This is a genomic window from Streptomyces sp. NPDC048277 (genome assembly GCF_040652235.1).
Taxonomy (GTDB): Bacteria; Actinomycetota; Actinomycetes; order Streptomycetales; family Streptomycetaceae; genus Streptomyces.
In genome coordinates, this window is the sequence record NZ_JBEZLQ010000002.1 from 292,696 (window position 1) to 308,700 (window position 16,005).

13 protein-coding genes are annotated in these 16,005 nt (G+C 71.0%); 7 read left to right on the top strand and 6 right to left on the bottom strand.

Going from position 1 to position 16,005, the window contains the following annotated elements; translation table 11 throughout:
* Positions 1-147: 147 nt before the first annotated feature.
* Positions 148-3,285 (bottom strand): isoleucine--tRNA ligase, encoded by a 3,138-nt coding sequence (gene ileS / locus AB0D85_RS06005; protein ID WP_362314244.1) that lies wholly within the window; start codon positions 3,283-3,285, stop codon positions 148-150.
* 593 nt (positions 3,286-3,878) lie between these two features.
* Here ileS and AB0D85_RS06010 point away from each other — a divergent pair.
* From AB0D85_RS06010 to AB0D85_RS06035, 6 genes are all read left to right on the top strand, one after another.
* The gene (locus AB0D85_RS06010) at positions 3,879-4,709 is read left to right on the top strand and encodes a TraR/DksA family transcriptional regulator (RefSeq protein ID WP_362314247.1); all 831 of its coding nucleotides are present in this window, start codon (positions 3,879-3,881) and stop codon (positions 4,707-4,709) included.
* 68 nt (positions 4,710-4,777) lie between these two features.
* Complete coding sequence (gene lspA / locus AB0D85_RS06015) at positions 4,778-5,386, top strand: signal peptidase II (protein WP_362314250.1); 609 nt, start codon at positions 4,778-4,780, stop codon at positions 5,384-5,386.
* Between the two features lie 67 nt (positions 5,387-5,453).
* Positions 5,454-6,398, top strand: a complete 945-nt coding sequence (locus tag AB0D85_RS06020; protein ID WP_362314253.1) for an RluA family pseudouridine synthase — start codon at positions 5,454-5,456, stop codon at positions 6,396-6,398.
* Positions 6,395-6,865 (top strand): GNAT family N-acetyltransferase, encoded by a 471-nt coding sequence (locus tag AB0D85_RS06025; RefSeq protein WP_362314256.1) that lies wholly within the window; start codon positions 6,395-6,397, stop codon positions 6,863-6,865. The genes AB0D85_RS06020 and AB0D85_RS06025 overlap by 4 nt, the downstream gene beginning before the upstream one ends.
* A gap of 61 nt (positions 6,866-6,926) precedes the next feature.
* Positions 6,927-8,513 (top strand): Na+/H+ antiporter, encoded by a 1,587-nt coding sequence (locus AB0D85_RS06030; RefSeq protein ID WP_362314259.1) that lies wholly within the window; start codon positions 6,927-6,929, stop codon positions 8,511-8,513.
* Between the two features lie 110 nt (positions 8,514-8,623).
* Positions 8,624-9,364: an SDR family oxidoreductase gene (locus AB0D85_RS06035; RefSeq protein WP_362314262.1), complete on the top strand. Its 741-nt coding sequence runs from the start codon at positions 8,624-8,626 to the stop codon at positions 9,362-9,364.
* A 14-nt stretch (positions 9,365-9,378) separates the two neighbouring features.
* Here the strand turns inward: AB0D85_RS06035 and AB0D85_RS06040 are convergent, their stop codons facing one another.
* The gene (locus tag AB0D85_RS06040; protein ID WP_362315189.1) at positions 9,379-10,491 is read right to left on the bottom strand and encodes a mechanosensitive ion channel domain-containing protein; all 1,113 of its coding nucleotides are present in this window, start codon (positions 10,489-10,491) and stop codon (positions 9,379-9,381) included.
* Between the two features lie 102 nt (positions 10,492-10,593).
* On the opposite strand from AB0D85_RS06040, the gene AB0D85_RS06045 reads away from it, so the two are divergent.
* On the top strand, positions 10,594-11,163 hold the full coding sequence (locus tag AB0D85_RS06045; RefSeq protein ID WP_362314265.1) for a dienelactone hydrolase family protein: 570 nt from the start codon (positions 10,594-10,596) through the stop codon (positions 11,161-11,163).
* A gap of 30 nt (positions 11,164-11,193) precedes the next feature.
* On the opposite strand, the gene AB0D85_RS06050 is transcribed toward AB0D85_RS06045, so the two are convergent.
* The 4 genes from AB0D85_RS06050 to AB0D85_RS06065 all read right to left on the bottom strand — a co-directional run bounded on the left by AB0D85_RS06050 (position 11,194) and on the right by AB0D85_RS06065 (position 16,005).
* Complete coding sequence (locus AB0D85_RS06050; RefSeq protein WP_362314268.1) at positions 11,194-12,864, bottom strand: alkaline phosphatase D family protein; 1,671 nt, start codon at positions 12,862-12,864, stop codon at positions 11,194-11,196.
* 105 nt (positions 12,865-12,969) lie between these two features.
* A complete protein-coding gene (locus AB0D85_RS06055; RefSeq protein WP_362314271.1) occupies positions 12,970-13,812 on the bottom strand; it encodes a thioredoxin domain-containing protein in 843 nt (280 codons plus the stop codon).
* A 101-nt stretch (positions 13,813-13,913) separates the two neighbouring features.
* A complete protein-coding gene (locus AB0D85_RS06060; RefSeq protein ID WP_362314274.1) occupies positions 13,914-14,612 on the bottom strand; it encodes a hypothetical protein in 699 nt (232 codons plus the stop codon).
* Between the two features lie 67 nt (positions 14,613-14,679).
* Positions 14,680-16,005, bottom strand: a complete 1,326-nt coding sequence (locus AB0D85_RS06065; RefSeq protein WP_362314277.1) for a DUF2252 domain-containing protein — start codon at positions 16,003-16,005, stop codon at positions 14,680-14,682.

Here is a 16,005-nt window from a genome sequence, read left to right on the forward strand (position 1 = left end):
GGCCCCGGATCCACTTCCGGGGCCCGCCCTGTTGGTCTCTCCCGAAGGGCGCGGGGAACCGCGCACCTCGACGCTTCCGGCCCGCACATACGAAAAGGGGCCCGACCTCCTCCGCGGAGACCGGGCCCCTTCTCAAACCGTCGGCGCCTACGCCTTCCGCAGCCGGAACGTCAGGGACAGCCCCTCATCCACGAACGGCTCCCCGTACGTGCCGTCGGCCTCGCCCTGCGCGAAGTCCGTCGCCAGGACCTCGTCGGCGATCAGCTCCGTGTGCTCCGCGAGCGCGGCGATCACCGCCGGGTCCGTCGACACCCACCGCAGCGCGATCCGGTCGGCCACGTCCAGCCCGCTGTTCTTGCGCGCCTCCTGGATCAGCCGGATCGCGTCCCGGGCCAGGCCCGCCTGCCGCAGCTCCTCGGTGATCTCCAGGTCGAGGGCGACCGTGGCACCCGAGTCGGAGGCGACCGACCAGCCCTCCCGCGGCGTCTCGGTGATGATGACCTCGTCCGGCGCGAGCGTCACCGTCTCGCCGTCGACCTCCACCGCCGCCGTGCCCTCGCGCAGCGCCAGCGACAGCGCGGCCGCGTCCGCCGCCGCGATCGCCTTGGCCACGTCCTGCACCCGCTTGCCGAACCGCTTGCCCAGCGCCCGGAAGTTGGCCTTGGCCGTGGTGTCCACCAGCGACCCGCCCACCTCGGACAGCGACGCCAGCGATGTGACGTTCAGCTCGTCGGTGATCTGTGCGTGCAGCTCGGTGTCGAGCGCGTCGAAGCCGACCGCCGCGACCAGCGCCCGGGACAGCGGCTGCCGCGTCTTGACACCCGACTCCGCGCGCGTGGCGCGACCGAGCTCCACGAGCCGTCGTACCAGGACCATCTGCTTGGACAGCTCCGGGTCGATCGCGGACAGGTCCGCCTGGGGCCAGGACGACAGGTGCACCGACTCCGGGGCGCCCGGGGTCACCGGCACGACCAGGTCCTGCCAGACCCGCTCGGTGATGAACGGGGTCAGCGGTGCCATCAGCTTGGTGACGGTCTCCACGACCTCGTGCAGCGTGCGCAGCGCGGCCTTGTCGCCCTGCCAGAAGCGGCGGCGCGAGCGGCGGACGTACCAGTTGGACAGGTCGTCCACGAACGCGGACAGCAGCTTGCCGGCGCGCTGGGTGTCGTACGCCTCCAGCGACTGCGTCACCTGGTCGGTGAGCGCGTGCAGTTCGGACAGCAGCCAGCGGTCCAGGACCGGCCGGTCGGCCGGGGCCGGGTCCGCCTCGCTGGGCGCCCAGTTCGACGTACGGGCGTACAGCGCCTGGAAGGCGACCGTGTTCCAGTACGTCAGCAGCGTCTTGCGGACGACCTCCTGGATCGTCCCGTGACCCACGCGACGCGCCGCCCACGGGGAACCGCCGGCCGCCATGAACCAGCGCACCGCGTCCGCGCCGTGCTGGTCCATGAGCGGGATCGGCTGCAGGATGTTGCCCAGGTGCTTGGACATCTTGCGGCCGTCCTCGGCGAGGATGTGGCCGAGGCAGACCACGTTCTCGTACGACGACTTGTCGAAGACCAGCGTGCCGACGGCCATCAGCGTGTAGAACCAGCCGCGGGTCTGGTCGATCGCCTCGGAGATGAACTGCGCCGGGTAACGGCTCTCGAACAGCTCCTTGTTCTTGTACGGGTAGCCCCACTGCGCGAACGGCATCGAACCCGAGTCGTACCAGGCGTCGATGACCTCCGGCACGCGCGTGGCCGTCTTCTGGCACTGGGGGCAGGCGAAGGTGACGTCGTCGATGAACGGGCGGTGCGGGTCCAGGCCCGACTGGTCGGTGCCGGTCAGCTCGGTGAGCTCCGTGCGGGAGCCGACGCAGGTGAGGTGGTCGTCCTCGCAGCGCCAGATCGGCAGCGGGGTGCCCCAGTAGCGGTTGCGGGACAGCGCCCAGTCGATGTTGTTGTTCAGCCAGTCGCCGTACCGGCCGTGCTTGACCGTCTCCGGGAACCAGTTCGTCTTCTCGTTCTCCGCGAGGAGACGGTCCTTGATCGCCGTCGTGCGGATGTACCAGGACGGCTGCGCGTAGTAGAGCAGCGCGGTGTGGCAGCGCCAGCAGTGCGGGTAACTGTGCTCGTACGGCAGGTGCTTGAAGAGCCGCCCGCGCTGCAGCAGGTCCTCGGTGAGCTTTTCGTCGGCCTTCTTGAAGAAGACGCCGCCGACCAGCGGGACGTCCTCCTCGAAGGTGCCGTCCGGGCGGACCGGGTTCACCACCGGCAGGCCGTAGGCGCGGCAGACCTTGAGGTCGTCCTCACCGAAGGCGGGGGACTGGTGGACCAGACCCGTACCGTCCTCGGTCGTGACGTACTCGGCGTTGACGACGAAATGCGCCGGTTCCGGGAACTCCACGAGCTCGAACGGACGTTGATACGTCCAGCGCTCCATATCGGCGCCGGTGAAGGTCTGGCCCGTGCTCTCCCAGCCCTCGCCGAGCGCCTTGGCGAGAAGCGGCTCGGCGACGACGAGCTTCTCCTCGCCGTTGGTGGCGACGACGTAGGTGACCTCCGGGTGCGCGGCGACCGCCGTGTTGGACACCAGGGTCCAGGGGGTCGTCGTCCACACCAGGAGCGCGGCCTGGCCGGCGAGCGGACCGGAGGTGAGCGGGAAACGGACGTACACGGAGGGGTCGACGACCGTCTCGTAGCCCTGCGCCAGCTCGTGGTCCGAGAGGCCGGTGCCGCAGCGCGGGCACCAGGGGGCGACGCGGTGGTCCTGGACCAGCAGCCCCTTGTCGAAGATCGTCTTGAGCGACCACCAGACCGACTCGATGTATTCGGGGTCCATGGTGCGGTAGGCGTCGTCGAGGTCGACCCAGTAGCCCATGCGGGTCGTCAGCTCGCTGAAGGCGTCGGTGTGGCGGGTCACCGACGCGCGGCACTTGGCGTTGAACTCGGCGATGCCGAACGCCTCGATGTCCGGCTTGCCGCTGAAGCCCAGCTCCTTCTCGACCGCGAGCTCCACGGGCAGGCCGTGGCAGTCCCAGCCGGCCTTGCGGCCCACGTGGTAGCCGCGCATGGTGCGGAAGCGGGGGAAGACGTCCTTGAAGACGCGCGCCTCGATGTGGTGGGCGCCGGGCATGCCGTTGGCGGTGGGCGGGCCCTCGTAGAACACCCACTCGGGGCGGCCCTCGGACTGCTCCAGGGTCTTGGCGAAGATCTTCTGCTCGCGCCAGAAGTCGAGCACGGCGTGCTCGAGGGCGGGCAGGTCGACCTGTGCGGGCACCTGGCGGTACGTCGGCGCTGTCATCTGCGAGCTTCCTCCAACGGACTTGCTGCCTTCCGTCGGAGGGACGAGAGCCTTGCCTTCCGTACGCCGTGTGCGGCGCGCTCCCGCGGTACCACCCTCCTTGGCCCCCTGCGCGCCGTACGCGCCGGTGAGCCCCCTCATTGGGGTCGCGAAGCCGGCTCTACTGACCCTTGCGGGGCGTTCTTCCGGCGGCTCCGGGGTGATCTTCACGTCGCGCTCGCCCCCGGGCTCCCACCGTCCCCGGGTCGCTCTGGGCTGCGTACGCCGCTACTCGTCCCCATCCACGCTTCTCGCTCCGCCCAGTGTACGGCTCCGCACGGACAGCGGCCGACCCGTTTTCCGGGCTCCTGCCGTGCCGGGCCGTCCACCTGCCGAGATGACCCGAATGGCGCGGTACGCGTGTTCGCATCCTGGGATGTCCGGCTCGGCGGATTACCGCGCGGGGAGCTGGGCACAACGCATGCATACCTGCTGCGTGGGGGGTGTGGGGCAGGCGGATCGGGCGGCGTGCCCCGTTGCCGCGGGACTCGAGTCGATTTATCGTCCCAGCACGATTCGCGTGCAAGATCACAATATGTGAAGGGGCCGCGGCCATGGTGGTGAAGAAGACCGCCGTACAGCAGTCGGCGTCCGGCCGTTCCCGGGGCTTGGTGGCCTCCGGCGGTGACACCGAAGGGGGCGGCGGAAAACGGGGCACGCACGCGAGAGCGGCGGCTACTGCCGAGAAAACGCCAGGTGAGAAGGGTGCCGCCAAGAAAGCGGCCGCAAAGAAGACGCCGGTGAAGAAGACGGCCGCCGCGGCGAAGGACGCCGTGGAGAAGTCGGGGAAGAGCGCGTCCAGGACCGCGGCGACGAAGACCGCGGCGGCGAAGAGCACGGCCAAGAAGAGCACGGCCAAGAAAGCGGGCGCGGCGCGGGCCGCGAAGCAGACGGGAGCCACGACGGTGGTTGCGAAGAAGACTCCTGGCACGGCCACGGCGGCGGCGGAGAGCGCCGTCCCCAAGGCGCGGGTGGCCACGGCGGCTCCGGGCGAGCTCGCGGTGCGTCCGGGCGAGGACCCGTGGACGCCCCAGGAGGTCGTGGAGGCGCGCACCGAGCTGACGACCGAGGCGATGCGGCTGCGCGCCGAGATCGAGGCCTCCGAAAGCGCCCTGGCGGGCCTGATGCGGGACTCCGGGGACGGCGCCGGTGACGACCAGGCCGACACCGGAACCAAGAACATCACGCGCGAGCACGAACTGGCGCTGGCCGCCAACGCGCGCGAGATGCTCGAACAGACCGAGCGCGCCCTGCAGAAGCTCGACGCGGGCACCTACGGCCTCTGCGAGAACTGCGGGAACCCCATCGGCAAGGCCCGGATGCAGGCCTTCCCCAGGGCGACCCTGTGCGTCGAGTGCAAGCAGAAGCAGGAACGCCGCTACTGAGCACCGGGGTCGCACGAGGCGTGCCGTAGTCTCGTCCTCAGTCAGGCACCTAAGGTTGAGGGACTCACGTGGCAGAGGCGGAGCGCATCATCGGTATGCCGGGCACCCCGGACGACGGCGGCGAGCGGACGGCGACGCCCGGCGCGTCCGGTGCGGATCAGCAGCCGGCCCCGGACCAGCGGCGGCCCGGGCGCGGGCGCCGGATCGCCGTGCTGTTCGCGGTGGCCGCCTTCGCCTACGCCCTCGACCTGGTCAGCAAGATGATCGTGGTCGCGAAGCTGGAGCACCACGCGCCGATCCAGGTCGTCGGCGACTGGCTGGAGTTCCACGCGATCCGCAACCCGGGCGCGGCCTTCGGCTTCGGCGGCGCCTTCACGATCATCTTCACCGTGATCGCGGCGGCCGTCATCGTCGTGATCTTCCGCCTCGCCCGCAAGCTCTACAGCTTCCCCTGGGCGGTCGCCCTCGGCCTGCTGCTCGGCGGCGCCCTCGGCAACCTCACCGACCGGATCTTCCGCTCGCCGGGGATCTTCGAGGGCCAGGTCGTCGACTTCATCGCGCCCAAGGGATTCGCGGTGTTCAACCTGGCCGACTCGGCGATCGTCTGCGGCGGCATCCTGATCGTGCTGCTCTCCTTCCGCGGCCTGGACCCGGACGGGACCGTCCACAAGGACTGACGGTCCGCTACCGAGGCCCCAGGGGCTTGCGTACGGGGCTGTCGGTGGTGTCCGGCATACTCGACGGGTGAGCACGATTCCCGAGATCCGTACCCTGCCCGTGCCCGACGGCCTGGAGGGCGAGCGCGTCGACGCCGCCATCTCCCGCATGTTCGGCTTCTCCCGCACCAAGGCGGCCGAGCTGGCCGCGGCGGGCAAGGTCCAGGTGGACGGCTCGGTGGTCGGCAAGTCCGAGCGGGTGCACGGCGGGGCCTGGCTGGAGGTCGAGATGCCGGGGGCGCCCGCGCCCGTGCAGATCGTCGCGGAGCCCGTCGAGGGCATGGAGATCGTGCACGACGACGATGACGTGGTCGTGATCGTCAAGCCGGTCGGCGTGGCCGCACACCCCTCCCCGGGCTGGACCGGCCCGACCGTCATCGGCGGCCTCGCCGCCGCCGGCTACCGGATCTCCACCTCCGGCGCCGCCGAGCGCCAGGGCATCGTGCACCGCCTCGACGTGGGCACCTCCGGCCTGATGGCGGTCGCCAAGTCGGAGCGGGCGTACACGTCGCTGAAGCGCCAGTTCAAGGAGCGCACGGTCGACAAGCGCTACCACACGCTCGTGCAGGGCCACCCCGACCCGACCAGCGGCACCATCGACGCCCCCATCGGCCGCCACCCCCAGCACGACTACAAGTGGGCGGTCACGGCCGACGGCAAGCCCTCCGTGACCCACTACGACCTCATCGAGGCGTTCCGCGCGGCCTCCCTGCTGGACGTGAAGCTGGAGACCGGGCGCACCCACCAGATCCGCGTCCACATGGCCGCCCACCGTCACCCCTGCGTCGGCGACCTGACCTACGGCGCCGACCCGACGCTCGCCAAGCGGCTGCACCTGACCCGCCAGTGGCTGCACGCGGTCCGCCTCGGCTTCGAGCACCCCGGGGACGGCGAGTGGGTCGAGTTCGCCAGCGACTACCCGGCCGACCTGCAGAAGGCACTGGAACAGGTCCGCGAGGAGACCTACGGATGAGCACGCGCGCGTACGAGGTGCGGGTCGCCGGGGACCCGGCCGACCTGGAGGCGTGCTTCGCCGTGCGCAAGCAGGTCTTCGTCGTCGAACAGGGCGTTCCCGAGGACCTGGAGTACGACGAGTACGACGCCGTGGCCGTGCACGTCCTGGCCGTCCGTGAGGACGGCGTACCGCTCGGCACCGGCCGGCTGCTGTACGGCGAGACGGCCGCGGAGAAGACCGACGGAGACCTCTCCCTCGGCTCCCTGGGCCGGCTCGCGGTCTCCCAGGAGGCCCGTGGGCTGGGCGTCGGCGTCGCCCTGGTCCGGGCGATCGAGGACGCCGCACGCGCGCGTGGCCTGACCGCCGTGGACCTGCACGCGCAGACCCAGGCCCTGGGCTTCTACGAGCGGCTGGGCTACCAGCCGTACGGCCCGGAGTACGAGGAGGCGGGCATCCCGCACCGGGGGATGCGACGCGCGCTCTGACCGGGGTCGCATGGCACGCTTGAGGCCTGCTGTGTGATCGTCGACTCCCGGAGCGCTGGCCGTGGATCAGTTGGCCCTGTTGTTCGTGCTGCTGCTCGGGGCCCTGGTCAGCGTCCCGGTGGGGGACCGGTTCGGACTGCCCGCGCCCGTGCTGATGACGTTGTTCGGGATCGCCCTGGCGCTGGCCGACTTCGTCCCGAACGTGAACATCCCGCCCGAGCTGATCCTGCCGGGCCTGCTGCCGCCGCTGCTCTACGCCGCCGTACGGCGGACCTCCTGGCGGCAGTTCGCCGCCAACAAACGGCCGATCTTCCTGCTCGCCGTGGCCCTGGTGTTCGTCACCACGGTGTGCGTGGCCGCCGTCGCCAACGCGATCGTGCCCGGGCTGTCGATCGCGGCGGCCGTGGCGCTGGGCGCGCTGGTCGCCCCGCCCGACCCGGTCGCCGCGACCGCCGTCGCCGGGCAGCTCGGGCTGCCGCGCCGCCTGGTGTCGATCCTGGAGGGCGAGGGCCTCTTCAACGACGTCACGGCCATCGTCCTGTACCACGTGGCGATCGCCGCCGTGGTCAGCGGGACGTTCTCGCCCTGGCGGGCCGGGCTGGACTTCCTGCTGTCCGCCGTGGTCGCGATCATCGTGGGGCTGGTGCTCGGCTGGGGCGCGAACAAGCTGATGGACGTGCTCGGCGACGCGACCCTCCAGATCGGGCTGACCCTGCTCGTCCCGTACGTCTCCTACGTCGTCGCGGAGGAACTGCACGGCTCCGGGGTGCTCGCCGTGCTCACCACCGCGCTGTTCATCGCCGAGTACGCGACCGACGCCGACGACGTGATGACCCGGTTGGCCGGATACACCTTCTGGGACATCGTCGACACACTGGTCACCGGCGTGGCGTTCGGGCTGATCGGCCTGGAGCTGCACAACGCGATCCGTACGGCGGCCGGCCGCTGGGGCGAGATGCTCGGCTGGGCGGCCGCGGTCGTCGGGGTGGTCGTCCTGGTACGGCTGCTCTGGCTGCTGCCGGCGACCTGGCTGACCAAACGGCTGCACGCGATGCGGGACTACGACGAGGAGATCCCGACCAGCTGGCGGGAGACCGTGGTGATGTGGTGGTCGGGGATGCGCGGGGTGGCCTCGGTGGCGCTCGCCCTCGCGATTCCCCTCAAGACCGACGCCGGAGCGGCCTTCCCGGACCGCGACGAGATCGTCTTCATCGCCTTCGGCGTGATCATGGTGACGCTGGTGCTCCAGGGGCTGACCCTGCCGTGGCTGGTGAAACGCCTGGGGGTGCGGGCCGACACGGAACGGGAGAAGGAGTTCGAGAAGGAGCTGGCGGTACGGGCGGCGAAGGCGGCGCGGCGGCGGCTGAAGGAGATCGAGCAGGTCGAGGAGTTGCCGGAGGACCTGACGGAGCAGATGCTGCGGCGGGCCTTCGAGATCGGGTTCCGGATCAGTCCCGATGTGGCCGAGGACGAGCGGCGGGAGGGACACGAGAAGCGGATGCGGCGGCTGAGGAGGGTGCGGCGGATCCAGTCGGAGATGCTGAGCGCGGCGCGCCACGAGGTGCTGGCGGCGCGGAGCGAGCCGGGGGCGGACCCGGAGATCGTGGACCGGGTGCTACGGCACCTGGACGTCCGCAGCCTGCGCTGATTCCCCACGCTCCGTTCCATCGTGTCGTGCGTGCAGCGGTGGTCATACAAACGTATGGCGGCTGTGGACAGTCGGAGGCGGGGGCGGCGGGTCGCTCGTAGTCTCGGATCATGGCTCGGAACATTGTGATCAGTGGTGGAGGAACGGGGATCGGGCTCGCCGCGGCGCGGGTGTTCGCCTCCGACGGGGATCAGGTGCTGCTGCTCGGGCGGCGGAGAGTGGTGCTGGAGAAGGCCGGGGTGCCGGGGGCGGTCGTGTATGCCGCCGATCTGACCGAGCCGGCCGGCGTGCGGGGCGTCGCGCGGTTCGTCGCCGACGAGTTCGGGACCGTGGACGTGCTCATCCACAGCGCCGGTGGCAACGCGGCGTTCGCACCCGACGCGGAGGCCGGCGATCCGCTCGACGCCGTCGCCCGCACCTGGAGCGGTAACTTCCGGCAGAACACGCTGACCGCCGTGCTGCTCACGGAGGCGCTGAAGGACCGGCTCGCCGACCCGGGCGGGCGGGTGCTGTTCCTCAGTTCCATCGCGGCGTTCAGAGGGTCGGGGACCGGTTCCTACGCCGCTTCCAAGGCCGCCCTGCATCCGTACGCCCACGACCTGGCCCGGCAGTTGGGGCCGCGCGGCGTCACCGTGAACGTGGTCGCGCCGGGGTATGTCGAGGACACCGAGTTCTTCGGCGGCCCGGTCGAGGAGGCCCGGCGGGAGCGGCTGGTCGCCGAGACGTCGACCGGGCGGGCCGGGACACCCGGTGACGTCGCCGCCACCCTGCACTGGCTGGCCTCCCCGGCCGCCGGACACCTCACCTCGCAGATCGTCCAGGTCAACGGCGGCGCCGAACGCGGCCGCTGAGGTGAGGGCAGGCGTCAGACGCGGCCGGTGCGGGGCGGTTCGTGCAGCCGGCGGGCGGCCGTTCCGTCGGCGGGGGAGGGCACTGTGCCTCCTGGCGGGAGCACCGCGTCGGCCGTGTTGACCCGGGGCAGGGCGTACGGGTGCTCGGTGGTCAGCCAGGTGATCATCTGTTCGCGGACGGCCACCCGGACCTTCCAGACGTCGTCCGCGTCCTTGGCGGTCACCAGCGCCCGCACCTGGATGGTGTTCGGCGTGGCGTCGGTGACCACCAGGCTGTGGTCCCGCCCGTCCCAGGCGGCGCACTCCCGCAGGATGTCCCGGAGCTTCTCGCGCATCAGCTCGATCGGCGCCGAGTGGTCGACGTGCCAGAGGACGACCCCGGTCATCTGCGGGGTGCCCCGCGACCAGTTCTCGAAGGGTTTGGAGGTGAAGTACGACACCGGCATGGTGATCCGGCGCTCGTCCCAGGTCCGTACCGTCAGAAAGGTCAGGGTGATCTCCTCGACCGTGCCCCACTCGCCGTCGACCACGACCGTGTCACCGAGGCGCACCATGTCGCCGAAGGCGATCTGCAGACCCGCGAACATGTTCGCCAGCGTGGACTGGGCGGCCACACCGGCGACGATGCCGAGGACTCCGGCGGAGGCCAGCAGCGAGGCGCCGGCCGCCCGCATCGCCGGGAAGGTCAGCAGCATCGCCGCCACGGCCATCACGCCGACGATCGCCGCCACCACGCGCATGATCAGCGACACCTGGGTGCGCACCCGGCGGACCCGGGCCGCGTCGGTGTGGGCGCGGGCGTAGCGGCTGAACGAGGACTCGACGATCGCCGCCGCGATCCGCACCACCAGCCAGGCGGCCGACCCGATCAGCACCAGGGTCAGGATCTGGCCCACGGCGACCCGATGCTCCAGGAGCAGTGCGGCCTGGGCGTAGGAGCCTCTGAGCAGGGCCGCGCACAGCACCAGCTGGTAGGGGACGCGGGCGCGGCGCAGCAGGCCCCACAGGGGCGTCTCGGTGTGCCGCGCGTCCGCCTTGCGCAGCAGCAGGTCGGTCGCCCAGCCGATCAGCAGGGTGAGGACGACGGCGCCGCCGACCACGATCAGCGGGCGGAGCAGGTTCTCCATCTCCATGGCTCCGAACGTAACCGGACCAGCGGGGTCCTGAACATGGGGCCCGGTCACGAGGGCGTGACGGTCGCCGTCGGAGCCGACTGGCACCATGGGCGCATGAACATCATGCTCTTTCATTCGACCTATGGCCTCAGGCCCGCGGTGCGCGAGGCCGCGGACCGGCTGCGTGCTGCGGGGCACGGGGTGTGGACGCCGGACCTCTTCGAGGGGCGCACGTTCGACACGGTGGAGGAGGGCATGGAGTTCAACGAGTCGATCGGCAAGGACGAACTGCTGAAGCGGGCCGTGCTGGCGGCGGCGCCGTACTCGGAGCGCGGGCTGGTGTACGCGGGGTTCTCGCTGGGCGCGTCCATCGTGCAGACGCTGGCGCTGGGCGACGAGCGGGCGCGTGGGCTGCTGCTTCTGCACGGCACGTCGGACATCGCGCCGAATGCCGCGGTGGACGACCTTCCGGTGCAGCTGCACGTGGCCGAGCCGGACGCCTTCGAGACGGACGACTGGCTGAGCGCCTGGTATCTGCAGATGGGCCGGGCCGGGGCCGATGTGGAGATCTACCGGTACGCGGGCGCCGGTCACCTCTACACCGACCCGGGGCTGCCGGACTACGACGAGGAGGCCGCCGAGGCCACCTGGCGGGTGGCGCTCGGCTTCCTCGACTCGCTGTAGGCGACGGCTACGGCACGGTGCGGGTGAGGGTCACACCGGGTCGTAGGTGCGCTCGACCTTCTGCGTGCCGCTGCGGGTGCGGTACGAGCGCTCCCAGGACGAGGTCGCGTCGGCCTTCGTCTTGTCGGAGAGGACGTAGTAGTCCATCTGCGCGCGGTCGGCGGTGATGTCCAGGACGCCGTAGCCGTGCCGGTCGGTGTCGACCCAGTGCACGTGCCGGTTGGCCAGCTGGATGATCGGCGCGGCGACGGTGGAGACGACGCCCGGGGAGACCTTGAGGATGTCGTCCAGGTTGTCGGAGGTCACCGAGGTGATCACGAACTCGGTGGCGGCCGAGGCGGACAGCGGGTAGGTCCCGGCGTCCACCGGCACGTCGTTGGCCCAGGACATGTGGATGTCGCCGGTCAGGAACACCGTGTTGGTGATCGCGTTCGAGCGCAGGTGGGCCAGCAGCTCGCGGCGGTCGTCGGTGTAGCCGTCCCACTGGTCGGTGTTGAGGGCGAGGCCGTCCTGGGGCAGGCCGAGCAGCTTGGCGAGCGGCTTGAGCAGGTCGGCGCCGAGGGAGCCGATGGCGAACGGGGAGATCATCACCGAGTTGCCGACCAGCCGCCAGGTGGTGTCGGAGGCCTTCAGCCCGGCCTTCAGCCAGTCGAGCTGGGCGCGGCCGGTGATGGTGCGGTCCGGGTCGTCGACCGAGCCGCTGCCCGCGGAGACCTGCTGCGAGCGGAAGGAGCGCAGGTCGAGCAGGGAGAGGTCGGCGAGCTTGCCGAAGCGCAGCCGGCGGTAGGTGGTGCCGGCGATGGCGGGGCGGACCGGCATCCACTCGAAGTAGGCCTGCTTGGCGGCCGCCTGACGGGCCGTCCAGGTGCCCTCGGCGCCCTCGGTGTGGTTCTCGGCGCCGCCGGACCAGGAGTCGTTGGCGAACTCGTGGTCGTCCCAGATCGCGATGACCGGCGCCTTGGCGTGCAGGGCCTGCAGGTCGGTGTCGGTCTTGTACTTGCCGTGCCGTATGCGGTAGTCGGCGAGCGTGATGATCTCGTGGGTGGGCGCGTGCTCCCGTACGACGGTGTCACGGGTGCCGTACTCGCCGGTGCCGTACTCGTAGATGTAGTCGCCCAGGTGCAGCCACGCGTCCAGGTCGTTCCGGGCGGCCAGATGGCGGTACGAGGCGAAGTAGCCGGCCTCCCAGTTGGCGCAGGTGACGACGCCGAAGCGCAGGCCGGAGACGGTGGCGTCGGCCGCCGGGGCGGTGCGGGTGCGCGCCACCGGGGAGTCCGTGCCGCCGGCCGAGAAGCGGAACCAGTAGTCGGTGGCCGGGGACAGACCGCGGATGTCCGCCTTGACGGTGTGGTCGGAGGCGGCGGTCGCGGTGATCGAGCCGCGCGAGACGACGTTCGTCAGCGCCTTGTCGGTGGCGACGGTCCAGCTGACCTCGGTGTCCGGGCCGAGACCGGAGCCGGGTACGGCGTCGGCGGTCGGCGTCACACGGGTCCAGAGCAGGACGCCGTCGGGCAGCGGGTCGCCGGAGGCGATGCCGTGCAGGAAGGCGGGGGCGTCCGAGGCGGCCCGGGCCGGCAGGGCGGCGGCGAGCGGAGCGGCCAGGACAGCGGTCGCCGCCGCGGCCTTGACGACCGTACGGCGGCGGGGGGAGAGGGAGTTGGCACCCTCGGAGGCCTGAGTTGATCGGTATCGACTGGTCACGACCGCTCAGGTTACTGACCAGTATGAACAAGAGCAGGCGAACCAGGGAAAGTTCGCCTGCTCTTCACGTGGAGGTGGTCCGGTCCCTGTGCACAGGGACGCGGGTCACGCCTTCAGCGCCGCGTCCACCAGGGAGGTGAAGTCCGCGACCGTCATCGGCGGGTTGCCGTTGGAGTCGGTCGTCAGCATCTTGCCGTTCATGACGAAGCTCGGGGTGCCCGTCACGCCGTCCTTGTTGGTGTCGAAGGTCTTCGACATGGCCAGCGCCCAGGCGTCGTACTTGCCGGACTTCACATCGGCCTGGAAGGACTTGTTGTTCTTCAGGGCCGGGACGGTGTCGGCGACCTCGATGAGGTAGCTGTCGTTCTTGAACTTGTCGGTGGTCTCGTCCGGGTGCCACTTCTTCGAGTACAGCGCGGTCTTGTACTCGAGGAACGCCTCGTCGCTGACGTTCAGCGCGGCGCCCATGGCGCTCATCGCGTTCTTGGAGCCCTCGCCGCGGGAGCCGATCGTGCCCTTGCCGAGCGCGTCGCCGTCGAGGAAGGTGCCGCCGATGTACTGGATCTTGAACTTGCCGTCGTCGATGTCCTTCTTCACCGTCGAACCGACGGTTTGCTCGAACTGGGCGCAGATCGGGCAGCGCGGGTCCTCGTAGACCTTCAGGGTCTTCGGGGCGGTGGACTTGCCGATGACGACCGTGGTGCCGTTCGTGCCCGTCGTGTTGGCCGGGGCGACGACCTTGGCGTCCTTCTCGGCCTCCCAGTAGCCCGGCTTGTTGGCCTGGACGACGGCGTAGCCTATGCCGCCCGCCGCGGCCAGCACGGCCACGACCGAGCAGGCCACGATGACCTGCCGCTTGACCTTGGCGCGCTTGGCCTGCTTCTCGCGCTCGGCGCGCAGCCGTTCCCGGGCCGCGTTCTTGGCAGCCGCGCTGTTCCGCTTGCTCATGGTGGTGATCTCCATAGGGGACGCGCACATGTCGTACGCGGGATACGTGTGGGGGACTCGTCGTGCTCGGACGAGGGTGTGCTCGGCGGGGAGGGGGGCGCTCAGGCGACGGCGAAGGGCAGGGCGAGCGCCCGGGAGCACGGCGGTCCACGCCGTCCCAGGGAGTGCACGAGGACCAGGTCGCGGGCGGCGGCCGTACGCGGCGCCGGGCGGGGCAGCCGTCGTACCGGAGCCAGCCGGACCGCGCCCGCGGCGACCGCGAGGAGCAGCGGGCGGAAGGTGGTGGCGGCGACCGCGCGCAGCAACTGGGTCAGGGCGCGCTCGCCGCGGCGCAGCCAGGCGGCGGCGAGCAGGCCGACGCCGACGTGCGCGGCGAGCAGCAGCCAGGCGGCGGCCGGGTCGGCGTGCGCGAGGACCGCGGAGGCGCGGGAGCCGCCCGCCATCTGGGCCAGCGGGCTGCCGACGGCGCCGCCGTGGCAGAGGACGTCGAAGCCGACCGCGCGCAGCGGGCCGGCGATGGGACCGCCCGCCCGGCCGTAGCAGGCGTGCTGGCCGGTGGTGAAGACCGTGTCGGCGGCCAGTTCCAGCGGGACCAGCAGGGCCGCGATCCGGCCGAAGCCGCGCTCGCGGCCCGCCAGCGCGTATGCCGTGACGAACACGCCGGCGGCGACCGCGGCCACCGTCGTGAACGGCAGCGGGGCCCGGGACAGCAGTATGTGCGACGCGGTGCTGAGCGTCACGACGAAGGCCGTGAACAGCGCCGCGCGCACGGCTCTGAGCTGGGTCCCGGATATGTCCATGGTGGTGGAGAGTCTGTCACGTACTTATGTAGGGGACCCCTAAAAGGGCCCTGTGAATCCGCGAAGGTTACAGCCCTGGAATGCGGCCGTTGCGGAACAGGTCGACGAAGATCTGGTGGTCGGCACGCGCGCGTGCGCCGTAGCTGTGCGCGAAGTCGGTGAGCAGGGGCGCGAAGCCGTCCTCGTCGGCCGCGATCGCCGCGTCGATGGCCCGCTCGGTGGAGAACGGCACCAGGGACTCGCCGGACTGGTCGTCGGCCGCCGAGTGCATCGACGCCGTGGCCCGGCCCAGGTCCGCGACGACCGCCGCGATCTCCTCGGGGTCGTCGAGGTCGCTCCAGTCCAGGTCCACCGCGTACGGCGACACCTCGGCGACCAGCTGCCCCGCGCCGCCCAGCTCGGTCCAGCCCAGCCACGGGTCCGCATGGGCCTGCAGCGCGCGCTGGGAGATCACCGTGCGGTGGCCCTCGTGCTGGAAGTAGTCCCGGATCGCCGGGTCCGTGATGTGCCGGGAGACGGCCGGGGTCTGGGCCTGCTTGATGTAGATCACCACGTCGTTCTCCAGGGCGTCCGTGGAGCCCTCCAGGAGGATGTTGTACGACGGCAGGCCGGCCGAGCCGATGCCGATGCCACGGCGGCCGACCACGTCCTTCACCCGGTAGGAGTCCGGCCGGGACAGCGACGACTCCGGAAGGGTCTCCAGGTAGCCGTCGAAGGCCGCCAGCACCTTGTAGCGGGTCGCCGCGTCCAGCTCGATCGAACCGCCGCCGGAGGCGAAGCGGCGCTCGTAGTCGCGGATCTCCGTCATCGAGTCCAGCAGCTCGAAACGGGTCAGCGAGCGGGCCGCGCGCAGCGCGCCGAGCAGCGGGCCCTCGGCGGTGTCCAGGGTGAACGGCGGCACCTCGTCGCTCTTGGCGCCCGTCGCCAGCGCGTGGATGCGCTCGCGGTACGCGCCCGCGTACACCTCCACCAGCTCGGTGATCTGCTCGTCGCTGAGCGCCTTCGCGTACCCGACCAGGGCGATGGAGGCGGAGAAGCGCTTCAGGTCCCAGGTGAAGGGGCCGACGTAGGCCTCGTCGAAGTCGTTGACGTTGAAGACCAGGCGGCCGTTGGAGTCCATGTACGTGCCGAAGTTCTCCGCGTGGAGGTCGCCGTGGATCCACACGCGCGAGGTGCGCTCGTCCAGGTACGGGCCGCCCCGCTTCTCTGCGTCGAGGTCGTGGTAGAAGAGCCCCGCCGTGCCCCGGTAGAAGGCGAACGCGGAGGCCGCCATCTTCCGGAACTTCACGCGGAACGCGGCCGGGTCGGCGGCCAGGAGCTCGCCGAAGGCGGTGTCGAAGACGGCGAGGATCTCCTCGCCGCGCTGCTCGTCGTTGAGCTGGGGGACCGACAT

Coding starts and splice junctions, on each gene's coding strand:
- AB0D85_RS06035 (WP_362314262.1), top strand. CDS start 8,624: ATGGCTCGGAACATTGTGATCAGTGGTGGAGGAACGGGGATCGGGCTC.
- AB0D85_RS06055 (WP_362314271.1), bottom strand. CDS start 13,812: ATGAGCAAGCGGAACAGCGCGGCTGCCAAGAACGCGGCCCGGGAACGG.
- AB0D85_RS06065 (WP_362314277.1), bottom strand. CDS start 16,005: ATGTCGGTCCCCCAGCTCAACGACGAGCAGCGCGGCGAGGAGATCCTC.
- AB0D85_RS06025 (WP_362314256.1), top strand. CDS start 6,395: ATGAGCACGCGCGCGTACGAGGTGCGGGTCGCCGGGGACCCGGCCGAC.
- AB0D85_RS06040 (WP_362315189.1), bottom strand. CDS start 10,491: ATGGAGAACCTGCTCCGCCCGCTGATCGTGGTCGGCGGCGCCGTCGTC.
- AB0D85_RS06010 (WP_362314247.1), top strand. CDS start 3,879: ATGGTGGTGAAGAAGACCGCCGTACAGCAGTCGGCGTCCGGCCGTTCC.
- AB0D85_RS06060 (WP_362314274.1), bottom strand. CDS start 14,612: ATGGACATATCCGGGACCCAGCTCAGAGCCGTGCGCGCGGCGCTGTTC.
- ileS (WP_362314244.1), bottom strand. CDS start 3,285: ATGACAGCGCCGACGTACCGCCAGGTGCCCGCACAGGTCGACCTGCCC.
- AB0D85_RS06045 (WP_362314265.1), top strand. CDS start 10,594: ATGAACATCATGCTCTTTCATTCGACCTATGGCCTCAGGCCCGCGGTG.